Annotated in this window: 10 protein-coding genes; 8 read left to right on the top strand and 2 right to left on the bottom strand. The window is 54.9% G+C overall.

The features are described from left to right. The first annotated feature begins 2 nt into the window (after positions 1–2). From LOS79_RS19115 to LOS79_RS19080, 8 genes are all read left to right on the top strand, one after another. Positions 3–1,199: a response regulator gene (locus tag LOS79_RS19115; RefSeq protein WP_315411640.1), complete on the top strand. Its 1,197-nt coding sequence runs from the start codon at positions 3–5 to the stop codon at positions 1,197–1,199. Positions 1,200–1,388: 189 nt separating this feature from the next. Then, on the top strand, positions 1,389–2,684 hold the full coding sequence (locus tag LOS79_RS19110; protein WP_315411639.1) for an ABC transporter substrate-binding protein: 1,296 nt from the start codon (positions 1,389–1,391) through the stop codon (positions 2,682–2,684). Positions 2,685–3,076: 392 nt separating this feature from the next. After that, positions 3,077–3,949, top strand: coding sequence for a carbohydrate ABC transporter permease (locus LOS79_RS19105; RefSeq protein WP_315411638.1), 873 nt, complete (start codon positions 3,077–3,079; stop codon positions 3,947–3,949). After that, entirely contained in the window at positions 3,946–4,764 is an 819-nt protein-coding gene (locus LOS79_RS19100; RefSeq protein WP_315411637.1) for a carbohydrate ABC transporter permease, read from the top strand. The genes LOS79_RS19105 and LOS79_RS19100 overlap by 4 nt, the downstream gene beginning before the upstream one ends. A 200-nt stretch (positions 4,765–4,964) precedes the next feature. Then, positions 4,965–5,681 carry an N-acetylmannosamine-6-phosphate 2-epimerase gene (locus tag LOS79_RS19095; protein WP_315411636.1) on the top strand — a complete coding sequence of 239 codons (717 nt, stop codon included), beginning with the start codon at positions 4,965–4,967 and terminating at the stop codon, positions 5,679–5,681. Continuing rightward, positions 5,678–6,583 carry an ROK family protein gene (locus LOS79_RS19090; RefSeq protein ID WP_315411635.1) on the top strand — a complete coding sequence of 302 codons (906 nt, stop codon included), beginning with the start codon at positions 5,678–5,680 and terminating at the stop codon, positions 6,581–6,583. The genes LOS79_RS19095 and LOS79_RS19090 overlap by 4 nt, the downstream gene beginning before the upstream one ends. A gap of 8 nt (positions 6,584–6,591) precedes the next feature. After that, a complete protein-coding gene (locus LOS79_RS19085) occupies positions 6,592–7,284 on the top strand; it encodes a copper homeostasis protein CutC (RefSeq protein WP_315411634.1) in 693 nt (230 codons plus the stop codon). 5 nt (positions 7,285–7,289) lie between these two features. Then, positions 7,290–8,804, top strand: coding sequence for an alpha-L-fucosidase (locus LOS79_RS19080; RefSeq protein ID WP_315411633.1), 1,515 nt, complete (start codon positions 7,290–7,292; stop codon positions 8,802–8,804). A gap of 634 nt (positions 8,805–9,438) precedes the next feature. Here the strand turns inward: LOS79_RS19080 and LOS79_RS19075 are convergent. Both LOS79_RS19075 and LOS79_RS19070 read right to left on the bottom strand, forming a co-directional pair. After that, the gene (locus tag LOS79_RS19075; protein ID WP_315411632.1) at positions 9,439–10,560 is read right to left on the bottom strand and encodes an IS4 family transposase; all 1,122 of its coding nucleotides are present in this window, start codon (positions 10,558–10,560) and stop codon (positions 9,439–9,441) included. A gap of 362 nt (positions 10,561–10,922) precedes the next feature. Beyond that, the gene (locus tag LOS79_RS19070; RefSeq protein WP_315411631.1) at positions 10,923–12,620 is read right to left on the bottom strand and encodes a helix-turn-helix domain-containing protein; all 1,698 of its coding nucleotides are present in this window, start codon (positions 12,618–12,620) and stop codon (positions 10,923–10,925) included. Positions 12,621–12,773: the final 153 nt, after the last annotated feature.

The raw sequence follows: 12,773 nt of genomic DNA, 5'->3' as shown, positions 1-12,773 counted from the left end.
ATATGTGGAATCTGCTTGTAGTGGAAGATGAGACTATTGTGAGGCTGGGCCTGCGCTATATGCTGAATTGGGATGAGCTTACGGTCAACTGGAAAGCTGAGGCTGCGAACGGGCATGAAGCGCTGAAGGTGCTGGCCCAGGAGGAGATTCACATTGTCATGACGGATATCCGCATGCCGGGCATGGACGGCCTGGAGCTGGCGCGCAGAATAAAAGAGCTCTATCCGGATGTGCAGATTATTTTCTTCAGCAGCTTCGAGGATTTCCCTTATGTCAAAGAAGCCGTCCGTATCGGGGTCGTTGATTATCTCCATAAACCGACGATGGCTGCCGAGGAGATTGCCGCTGCGCTGCGCAAGGCGTCAGATACGCTGGTGCAGCTGCATCAGGAGTCAGAGCCGCAGGTGCAGGATTACAGTGATAAAGACAGGGACGGCTTGCTGCAATCCATGCTTGAGCCTGCAGCGGTGGAGCAGGCGGAGGACTGGCTGGAGCGCTGGCGGCGCTTCGGGCTTGATTCTCTGTTCGGGGCGGGTTACCGGCTGGCAATTCTGCGTATAGCGGATCAGGAAACGGCTGAACCGCAGGCGGCACTGGCCCGGTTCATGTCATTCAGGTATTTCCTGGAGGAATATATTACACGCGAATGGGCCGGAATTCTGCTCAGCCGTGCGAATAATGAGCTGGTGTGGCTGCTGCCGCAGCAGCCAGACGGTGCTGATTCAGGGGCAATGGAGACTTATCTGGAGCAATTGGAGCAAGGTTTGTTCCGGATGCTGGGGATTCGGATGGCCTACGCTTACAGCGGGGCTCACCTGAAGGCGGAAGAACTGCCGGAAGCTTACAGGACCACTGCGGCCTTGGAGGCGCTCAGCGGCGGGAAGCTAAGCGGAATTATCCGGCTGGCGACAGCTTATATTGAGGATCATCTGCTGGAGGATGTGACGCTCGCCCGGACAGCGGAGGCGATTCATGTCAGCGTCAGCCACCTGAGCCGCCAGTTTCTGAAGGAGACCGGGCAGCATTTCAATGAGTATCTGACCGCCAAAAAGATGCTCCTGGCCCGCAGGCTGCTGCGTGAGAGCAACCGCAAGGTGTACGAGGTGGCTGAAGAGCTGGGTTATGCCAACCCGCATTATTTCAGCAAGCTGTTTAAAGATGACACGGGGCTAACGCCGCTTGAATTCCGTAATCAGTGAGCAAAGAGCAAAGAGCAAATTATTTGTGAAAAGAGCAATTTTCGTCTAGCTGGTAATCACCGTATCCGGTTGCCTGCTGAAGATCAGCAATTAATAGCTATAAAGCAGCAGATTGAAATGGTAGTTAACCTGACGTATCGGAGGTACGATATAACCAAGAAACACACATTTTGTCAGGGAGGCTAACATATGAGAAGAAAAGGCGGGTTCTGGTGGTTATCGGTATTATGTCTTGGATTGTTGGTCATTCTTGCAGGCTGCGGCAGCAATAATGCAGCTTCGAACAGCAGCTCCGGAGCGGCTGCAACCAGCGGTACAGCTGCAGAAGGGGATGCGGAGAAAGAGCCGGTGGTACTGAAGCTGACAACATGGAATCCGGTCAGCCAGACGGTGGTCGATAAATTCCAGGAGAAATATCCTTACATTACGATTGAGCACGACAAGGTCTATGATCAATTCCGGGAAATTATCCGTACCCGGATCGTCTCCAAATCCGACATGGACATGTTATGGCTGTTCCCGAACCAGGTCGCCGAATTCTCCAAAGAGAATGTCCTGATGGATATCTCCGGCAGTCCTTGGCTTGACAATTATCTCGAAGCAGCCGTGAAGCTGGGGACTGTTGACGGTAAAACCTACGGTGTTCCGTATAACAGCCAGCCGATCGTGATGTTCTATAATAAAACACTGTTTGACCAGCTGGGGCTGGCAATTCCTACGAATTGGGATGAGCTGATGGCGGTGAGCGAAACCATCAAAGCCAGCGGCATTGCACCGATGGTAATCGGGAGCAAGGACGGCTGGGCCACCCAGTTCATCACCACTTCACAGTTTGGCCTGTATCAGCATGATAATGCAGATGTGTTCTCACAGCTGGCAAGCGGAGCCAAGAAGTGGACTGATCCCGAGTTCACAGGCTATTTCGACGGTATGAAGGAGCTGGCGGATAAAGGGTATCTGCTGGAGAACTCCGTAGGCCTTAGCTATGACCAGGTGGCGCAGGTGTTCAAAGAAGGCAAAGCAGCCATGTGGCCTATGGGGGAATGGGGCTACAGCGAGAACTTTGATGCAGACTTCTCCGCGTTCGAGCTGGGGGCTTTCCCGATTCCGGTGAACCGCGGCGACCAGCCGCTCGTAACGAATCTGGTGTCCGACAACCTGTTGGTAGGCGTGTCCTGGAGCAAACATCAGGAAGAGATCAAGCTGTTCATGGAATTCGTGGCTGATCCGGAAATGGCGAAGATCTGGTCGGATGAAACGAAGCAGGCCGTAACGGTAAAAGGCGGCACATCCGAAACCTACAGTCCGCTGGCCGCTTCCCTTCAGCCGCTGATCGATGCCAGTGAAGCGCAGATTTTCCCGAGTATGACCTCTTCCATCGAGCCGGTTATGTTCCCGATCTTCCAGCAAATCCTGCTGAAGCAGGATGTCGATACCACTAAGCTTCTTGAGCAGATGCAAGCAGCACAAGGTAAAGATATATAACAATACAAAACTATAAAGATTGAACTAAGAAAGCGACAATAACAAGATGAAAGTAACGGAGGGGAAATTTGGAGCTGTAGGAGCGTTAGCGTCCGCCTGAAAGCTTTCCGCAGGAAAGCTCGCTTCGCAAGCATATGCTAGTGTTTGGATTTCTACCGCGGCCAGCGGTTATGAATCAGGAAATCTGTAGACAACAGCGGCCGGAAGCCCAAATGTTCACCGCAGTTACGGCCAGCATCTAATTGGAGCGTCTTAATGTTTGATCTTTATAGAACACACACAACCAAAAGAGAATAAGCGAAAGTTCAATTCAAGGGCAATCCTGTCTTTCGCTTAGGTTTCTTTTTTTTACCCGAAATAGGGGTAAGGGACGGAGGCAGAAGATGAAATTCATGAATTTTCGCAATTACCTGCTGTTTATCGCACCGGCGCTCCTGATTTACCTGCTGTTTTTTGCCGGACCGATCTTCAGCGGCTTGTACTACGGCTTCACTGACTGGAACGGATTCTCGTTCAAGGCGGACTGGGTGGGGCTTGAGAATTTCCGCGAAGCCTTCCGCGATCCGCTGCTCCTGACGGCACTGAAGAATATGGCGGTCCTCTCGGTGGTGGTCATCGTGCTGCAGCACAGCGCATCGATCCTGCTGGCCGTACTGCTTGACCAGAAGCTCAAAGGCATTGTATGGATGCGGGCGATTATCTTTTTCCCCGTCATTCTGAACACCGTGGTAATCGGTTATGTGTGGAGCTATATGTATGCGCCGATGGTCGGATTTCTGCCGAAGTTTTTTGCCGCAATCGGTCTGGATGGCCTGGCTCAGCTGGACTGGATCGGTGACCCGAAGCTGGCGATTTATGCAATTGCCCTTGTGATGGTCTGGCAGTACACAGGGTATTCGATGATGATTTACCTGGCCGGACTCCAATCCGTTTCGGGTGAAATCTATGAGGCTTCGAGCATTGACGGTGCAGGGCCGTGGAACAAATTCTGGAAGGTCACCCTGCCGCTGCTGATCCCTTCGATTATTGTGAACACCGTGCTGTCCGTGATCGGCTGTATGAAAATGTTCGAGCATGTCTTCATCATGACCCAGGGCGGACCGGCAAATTCCACACAGACCTTCGGGATTATGATCTACCAGTATGCCTTCAAAACCTCGCAGATGGGCTACGGCACCGCGATGGCGATGATCCTGTCCGTGATGATTCTGGCTGTAACCTTTGTGCAGATCAAGCTGCTCAGCCGACTGGAGGTGGCGAATTGACTACGACTTTACAGAAAACCTCTATCTACACCGTGCTGGTTATCGCACTTCTGATTGTTCTTGTTCCGATGGCGGTCATGGTCTCGGTCTCGCTGCAGACACCGGCCAATATCAATCCGCTTAGTCTGCCGAAAGATCCGCAGTGGAGCAATTATACTGAAGCCTTCCGTACCGGCAATCTGCTGCCGTATTTCGGAAACAGCATTCTGGTGCTAGTCATGACTACTGCTGCCGCGATCGGTGTGTCAGTGCTGGCTGCTTACGGGCTGCATCACGGCAAACGCTATAAGTCGGAAGCGATGTCGACGTTCTTCCTGATGGGATTGATTCTTCCGGCGTTCTCCGGCACGATTCCGGCGTTCCTGGTGCTGCGCGAGATTCATCTGCTCAATACGCATATCGGGCTGTCGCTGATCCAGATAGCTTCCGGGCTCGCGCTGCCGATCTTCCTTTACGTGAATTTTTTCAAGACGGTACCAAGTGAGATTGAGGAGGCTGCGCTGGTGGACGGCTGCGGGCCCTGGCGGACCTTTGTGAAGATCATCTTCCCGCTGACCCTGCCGATTACGGTGACCTGTATTATCGTGGTGGCGATCAACTCGTGGAATGATTTCTTCAATCCGCTGATCTATCTGTCCTCACCCGATATGCGCACGCTGCCTGTGGGCCTCATGGCCTTCAAAAGCCAATACAACACCAACTGGCCGCAAATGTTCGCCGGGGCCACGCTGGTGGCGCTGCCGATCATCCTGCTCTATCTGTTCGTGCAGCGGTTCATCATTAAGGGGCTGGTAGGCGGGGCGGTAAAGGGGTAAGAAGCTAGCCGGGGCGGAACCGGTGAGGATGCAGAGTGTGTTGTGGTGAAAGTTAGGCTGGCTACAGTTTTCAATGGATGATCAGAGGTAAATAGTTTGGGTAACGGACACATTCAGATTGTGTAAGCAGCAGATATGACGTAGTGGACGTTGAGCCTTAGGTTAAGCTGCATAAATACAGCCGGAAGGGTGAGTATGTAATGAGAGAAGGCTCCGGGAGTCTAATTCTGCACCAGGGGCTGGTCGTATCCTGCCAGGCGCTGGAGGACGAGCCGCTGTACGGGAGTCATCATATGGTGGCGATGGCGCTGGCCGCCAAGGAAGCGGGAGCGGTTGGGATTCGGGCCGGCGGGCTGGCAGATATCCGGGCGATTAAAGAAGCCGCCGGTTTGCTGCTGATCGGGCTGGTCAAAATACAGCATGAAAACAGTGAGGTGTACATTACCCCGACGCTTGAAGATGCCATTGCTGTCCATGCGGCGGGAGCTGACATTGTAGCTATCGACGGCACTGGCCGCCCGAGGCCGGACGGGCGGAGCCTTGCGGCTGTGCTGGCAGAGGTGAAGGCGGCGGGCATCCCTGTAATGGCTGATATCGCTACCTTCGAGGAGGGGATGCAGGCGGCGGAGTGGGGTGCGGATTACATCTCGACTACGCTGAGCGGATATACCGCCGAGACGCAGGGAATTCCGCTGCCCAATCTCGATCTGCTGGAGCGGCTGGCCGCTGTGCTGCAGGTCCCGGTTGTTGCCGAAGGCGGGATTTGTGAGCCGGGCCAGGCGGCTGCCGCGCTGGGGCTGGGGGCGGCTTTTGTCGTTGTGGGTTCGGCGATTACCCGCCCGCAATGGATCGCCGCCCGCTATGTGCGGGCGATGCAGGAGCGGGCGGACGGCTCAGGGGCAGAGGCTGAAGGATGAAGCGCTACTATATCGGGGCAGATATCGGCGGAACGGGCATGAAGGCGGCGGTGGTCGGCGGACAGGGAGAGATAGTTGCCCGCCGCGGCATCGCCACCCCGGTCCATGAAGGTGCAGCAGGAATTCTTGCCGGCTTGAAGAAGATTATTGCAGAGCTGATGCCCGGCAGGTATGAGATCAGCGGCATTGGCATAGGCACTGCAGGCCGGGTAGATCCGGCTCAAGGCACAGTTCTCTATGCAACGGAGAATTTGCCGGGCTGGACCGGCATGCGGCTGGCGGAGGCGATCGGGAGCGAATTCCCGCTGCCGGTGGCAGTGGGCAACGACGCCAATGCCGCTGCACTGGGCGAAGGCTGGCTCGGTGCCGCCTCCGGGCTGAAGGATTATGTAATGCTGACGCTGGGAACCGGCGTGGGCGGGGCTATAATTCATCAAGGGGAACCCGTTCCGGGTACTCAAGGCGGTGCCGGCGAGCTTGGGCATACGGTGCTTTATCCTGGCGGAATTGCCTGCAGCTGCGGGCAACAGGGCTGTACTGAGCACTATGTCTCGGGCAAAGCGCTTAGCCGCCTGGCCGGAGAGGCGGCTGCGGGCTGGGACGGCCGCAGGCTGCTCGCCGAATTCGCTGCCGGCAGCGCACCGGCAGCAGCAGTTGCTGCCATGGAGAGATATATGTACGATCTAAGCTTGGCCGTGCATAATATCCAGTCCATCATGGATCCGGAAGCCATTATTATTGGCGGCGGAGTCGCGGATTCCCATGCCTTATGGTGGGAGGCCTGGATGAGCAGGCTTCCCGCCGTGTCGCCGTTGCCCGTCAAGGTGCTTCCGGCCAGGCTTGGGAATGAAGCCGGGATGATCGGAGCAGCCAGGATGATTATGAACAGGGAAGGGAAGTAGAGTGAGCCATGCTGTTAGAGGTTATTGCCACAACCGTAAGTGATGCAGTTACAGCGGAACGTTATGGAGCCGACCGGATTGAGCTGATTACCGGAATTCTGGAAGGCGGATTAACACCAAGCCTCGGACTGATTGAGGCTGTAAGGGAGGCAGTCAGCATTCCCGTCAGAGTGATGGTGCGGCCGCATGCGCGGTCCTTCCGGTATGACCCTGCCGATGCGGAAACGATGCTGCGTGATATCCGCCATATCGCCAGGGTCGGCGGGTTATCGCTTGTCACGGGAATGCTCCGCAGTGACCGGACCGTGGATGAAGAGCTGCTGGTCCGGGTACTTGAAGCAGCTGGCGGCATGGAGGTCACGTATCACCGGGCGTTTGACGAAGTGCGGGACCAGCCTGAAGCCCTTGAAACATTGAAGCGTTATCCGCAGATTACGGATATTTTAACCTCCGGCGGCAGCCCTGTGGCTACATCGCCTGAAGGGGTATCGAGGATCGCTGTACTGGAGCGGCTGGCTGCCGGTTCTTCGCTCTCTATCCTGGCCGGCAGCGGGCTGAACGCAGGGGTCCTGAAGGATTTTCTTGCCCGGACGGCGGTGCGCCGGGTGCACTTCGGTTCGGCTGTCCGTGAGGACGGCGATCCGCTGAGGTCCATTGATCCCGGACGTTTGGAAGCCGTCCGTGTAATTCTCAAACCATAGAAGAGGTGAGTTCCTTGTCAAAACCTACGCTGCATGAGCTGCGCAAAGAGAAGAAGCTGGAGATCAAAGGTACAGTGGAGAACGGCCCGTTTGCGGCGGATTGGGAGTCGCTCGGGAAGTATTCCGTGCCCCGCTGGTATGAGGACGCGAAATTCGGGATTTTCATTCATTGGGGTGTCTATTCTGTACCGGCCTTCGGAACAGAGTGGTATGCGCGCAATATGTACAGGAAAGGCACGGAGGTCTACGAGCATCACCTTGCAACTTATGGTCCGCCGGATACTTTCGGCTATAAGGATTTCATTCCTGAGTTTACAGCAGAACAGTTCAATGCGGAGGAATGGGCAGCCTTGTTCAAGCGTGCCGGTGCTGCATTTGTCGTGCCGGTAGCTGAGCATCATGACGGCTTCGCGATGTATGACTGCCCGTTCTCCGAATGGACAGCAGCGCGGATGGGCCCGCGCAGAGATATCATCGGAGAGCTCGGCGCTGCTGTGCGGCGGCATTATATGACCTTCGGCGTGTCCAGCCACCGGGCGGAGAATTGGTGGTACTACAACGGAGGCCGCGAGCTCCCGTCGGATGTGCAAGATCCGAAGTATGCGGAATTGTACGGCCCGGCACAGCCCTGCTACGGCGATCCGGCGTATCCGCTGCCGATTTTGCCCCCGAATGAGGAATTTCTCGATGATTGGCTGGTCCGCACCTGCGACCTGATCGACCGCTATGGCCCGCAGCTGCTCTATTTCGACTGGTGGATTGAGCAGCCTGTCTTCAAGCCTTATCTGCAGCAGCTGGCCGCCTATTACTACAACAAGGCAGCGGAGTGGGGGCAGGGAGCAGTCATCAACTATAAGTTTGATGCTTTCGCCGAAGGGACCGCCGTCTATGATATGGAGCGGGGCCAGCTGGCTGACATCAACCCGGTGGTCTGGCAGACCTGCACTTCCGTCGGTGAAACCGCCTGGTGTCATATTGCTGACCATAAATACAAGACATCCGGCATGATCCTCGGTGATCTGGTTGATATTGTCAGCAAAAACGGAGTGATGCTGCTCAATGTCGGGCCGCGTGCTGACGGGACTATTCCGGAAGAGGAGCAGCAGCTGCTCATCGAGGTGGGAGACTGGCTGGCGGTGAACGGGGAGGCAATCTACGGAACACGGCCTTGGAAGGTATACGGCGAAGGGCCGACGCAGATTGTCAGCGGCACGTTCAATGATACGAAGCGCAGTCCGTTCACCCCGCAGGATATCCGCTTCACAACCAGAGGTGAAGAGCTGCTCTATGCCGCTATTATGGGCTGGCCGGAGGGCGGAATCTCTGTCATCGGGACTCTGGGCAGCCGCTCCAAGCAGCTGGCTGGTGAGATTCTGGCGGTAGAGCTGCTGGGATGCAGCGAAGAGCTGGTGTGGAGCCGGGAGGGGGAAGGCTTAACTGTTGAGCTGCCAGAGAACCGGTCCGGGCAGGGGATTCTCGTGCTGAAGATCAAGCACTCCGCTCCTGAAGCGGCAAAATGAAGCTGTTCATGAAGCTGACCTGCCCGAATGGCCCTGATGGAAACGGGCAGGCAGCGCAGAATGCCGGAAATTAGCAGAGCAGAAGATCAACACCGAAGGCAAACGGTCAAATGAATGCGAAAAACCGAATACAATGAGCTCGAGCGAAGGCAAACGGACAAATGTGTGCGAAAAACCGAATACAATGAGCTCATGCGAAGGCAAACGGACAAATGTGTGCGAAAAACCGAATACAATGAGCTCATGCGAAGGCAGAACGGTCAAATGAATGCGAAAAACCGAATACAATGAGCTCATGCGAAGGCAGAACGGTCAAATGAATGCGAAAAACCGAATACAATGAGCTCATGCGAAGGCAGGTACTACTAAGGTGACCGTAATTAAGTACCGCCACCTCGCTGGACTAGCCTGCTGACTGCTGACTGGTGAACCCCATGGCTCAATAGAGTTTCTCCAGCCAGCTTGTTTTAATTTTAGAGTTCGGCGTATACAATAATTGGATTTATGACACTTAATGATCCCAGATTTTCTGCTCTTAAGGGATTAGTTGGATTTAGGGCACTTAAATTCGCACAAAAGCCCGATATCAACCAGATTGCTCCTGAATAAGTGTTCTTTATCTAGGCCTGTTGATTTACCAGTTTGTGTTAATAAAATGGACGGCTTGAGCTAAATAAATCCTCCACTCCACAGGTAACTTATGCAGCGCAAATAACCGGTCAAAGTTCGCGAACGTTAACCTAGCGCTAGCGTGCACGATACGATTTCCCTGCTCAAACAGAAACTTTAGCAACACATACACCAATAAAGCCACATAGAGCTGTCCATAGACTGCATTTTCTGTGGTTCCAAACAACTTGGGAATGTTTAAATGCTGCTTAATCCAACGAAAAAAAACTTCAATCTGCCAACGTTTCTTATAGATCTCTGCTATGGCTTCTGGGGAGTGCCAGTGCAGATTTGTTGCGAGAATGACGGGATTTCCCTTGGGATCTTTCAGAATAACCACTCGAAACCGATTCTCGGAGAGCGCCTTTTTCTTTCCCAATTGGCACGTCAAATCCTGTTCGATCCCTCCCTCAAATGGGCGATTTCGCAGGCGCGGGATGGGATTGGCGAGCGTAGTATTATCCTTAAGCCGAATCACAAAATATTGCCGCTCTTTCTGCTCTTGATAGCGGTCAAACAGTTGGTGCTTCCCGTAAGCACGGTCACCCACCAAAATAAATTGGCTGTCGAGCAGCGCAGCACAACTGTTTAGATCATGCTGAATGGCCGGGGTCTCCGTCACTTTGTGCAATTCGTTCGAGTCCCCGAGTAACCCGACATGCAGCTTAACGCCTGCTTTTCGCCCTTTAATTTGCGCCCACGGCAACCGACCCTGACCGACCGAAATAGTGGTGGAGTCCACGATTAACAGGTCTTTCGGAATACCGAGGGTACGCTTTGTCTTCCGGTTACATAGCCCTAGCATCAGATTCAATAGACGCTTAAATACTGAAAAAGGAACCGCCTTGGCCTTTTTGGAAAGGGTAGAATAATTCACCGTACGTTGTCCCTGAAGGGACATTCGCTGTGCGCCGTCTCGGTATCCATCCCACTGCTGAAACGCAGCTTCCGCCAAAAATAAAAACAAATCATACACGGTAAATTTACGCGCAACATCCGTATATTGTAATTCTTCCAGGATGGGACGCATGTCTTCCTCGGGAATCACCAATTGCAGAATGTGTGAAATTGAAGTAGACTTTTTCATGAGGTCGCCTCGTTTCGGATAGTTTGTAGGGGTACAAACACTTTACCGAATGAGCGGCCTTTTTGCTACCTTTTTTTGGCTAATCAACAGGCCTATTCTTTATCCAACTATTTGGCCGGAAATTGAGATTTGCCGGATAATAAATGTCATTTATCCACTTAACTTCAGAATCTGCTAGGGAGCGGCTGGAGCCGCGCCGGGTTCAAGCTGCTGCGTCTACGAACAAGATCGAAGTTACCTCAGCCCCCGAGCCCCGAGCCCCGAGCCCCGAGCCCCGAGCCCCGAGCCCCGAGCAAACCAAGTTGCTCACCACTCCCGCCGCCCCGGGCAAACCTAGCTAACCCCGCCGCCCAGCAGCTGCATCAGCCTCCCTGCTGCCCGCCCAGCAGCTTGGGCAGCAGGGTCAGCAGCCGCTCGCGGGTCAGGGCGTCGCCGGAATTCCACTTGGCGCTGTCCAGCATGTAGACATGGCCCCGCTGCACGGCGGGCAGGCTGCTCCAGAGCGGCGACTGGAGCAGCTGCTTCATGGCTTCCCGCGAGTCTTCGCGCTCCGGGACGAGCATGAAGACGCGGTCGCCTGCGTAGCTGTGCAGCTGCGCAGGATCTACCTCGCCGAAGCCCAAGCCCTGGTCCAGCATAGCCTTGATTTCCGCCGTCGGCTGCAGGCCGCCGGGGGCATACAGGGCTGTGGACAAGCCGGACATTCCCATGGCGAACAGATGGCTGCCATGATCATAGACCAGTGCAGATGCCGTTTCACCCGGCTGGAGCACGCCGGTGTAGAGACGCTGCCACATGGCGGCGTTTTTGGCGTGATAGGCTTCCAGCCAGGCCTCGGCTTCATTCGGCTTGCCGAGCCAGCCGCCGAGAATCCGCATCCGCTCTTCCAGTGGAGCAAATGAATCGAAGGTGACTGTCGGCGCAATGCCGGACACGCGCCGGTAAATACGTTCATCCGGGTTCGCGATAATGATCAGGTCGGGGCTGATTAACCGGGTCAGCTGCGGGTCCAGCGGAAAGCCGACATTGGCCAGATTCCGGATCCGGTGCTTATAGACGGTATTCCGGGCGAAGGCCTCATCCCCGCCCACCGGCTTGACGCCCAGCGCCAGCACATCACCAAGTGTCTCTCCATGGTAGACAATCCGCCGCGGGCGCTCGGGAATCTCCACCTCATGCCCCGTCCAGTCTCTGACGGTAACCTTGCGCTGCTGTGCCTGGGCGTATTGCCCGGGCGTGACCCCTGTCTTCTGCCGGAAGCGGCGGCTGAAGTAGTACTCGTCGGAGAAGCCGACCAGCCGGGCAATCTCGCGCAGCGGTTCGGAGGATTCCAGCAGATAATGCTTCGAATGCTTAATCCGCAGATCAGCCAGATAATCCAGCGGCCGCTTGCCGGTCAGCTTCTGGAAGATCGGCGTGTATTGCCAGGGGGAGACATGGGCCAGCTCAGCAAGCTGCTTCACGGTAATGCTCTCCATGTAATGATCCTGCAGATACAGGATTGTACTCTCCACGGATTGCGCCGGGCTCGGCAGCTGGCGGGTAGAATAATTATGCTCGAACAGCAGGAGCAGCAGCTCCTGGAACCGGAGCTGCTGACGGAAGTACTGGATTTCATCCCCGCTGCCGTGACTCGCGAGCAGTTCTTCGGCCAGGCGGATTACCCGGGTGAACGGGTGGACGATTAATTCTTTGCGGTCCGGCAGCAGCTCATTTATGTAAGGTGCAGGAGCTTCGCCTGCTGTGATGGCAGTGAAGGTGAGAAGGTAATAGTAGAGTGTCATCTCCTGATTATCCGTGCTGTAAGAGGCTCCGGGCGGCAGCAGGCAGCACTTGTCCCCGTTCACGGTAATGGCTGGCTGCTCACCGGTGCGGAGTACGCCGCGGCCGCCTGTAAATACCAGCAGGGTATGCTGATGGACAGTCTGTGCAAGAGAGACCGTGTCGGCACTGCGGATGATAAGCTGAATATCCTGCAGCTGAAACAGCAGGGAGCGGAGCGGAACGGACGGCAGAGCCGGTGCAGGTGTATGTTCAGGATTCAGGGCAGGCTGTCGCATGGCTCGCACTCCTTTCAAGATATATTGAGAACGATTATCAATAAGTTTTATTGTATATAAAAAAAAGCAGCTTATCAACATCTAGTCGATAAGCTGCTTTTTGCCGTTTGCTGTGAGAATCGTCTTGCTTACGGTTCAATAACCTGCAAGCTT

Origin of the sequence: Paenibacillus sp. MMS20-IR301 (genome assembly GCF_032302195.1) — a bacterium.
In the GTDB taxonomy this organism is placed as follows: Bacteria; Bacillota; Bacilli; order Paenibacillales; family Paenibacillaceae; genus Paenibacillus_AQ.
Note: the sequence above shows the minus strand (reverse complement) of the source record. Positions and strands in the feature narration are given on the sequence as shown.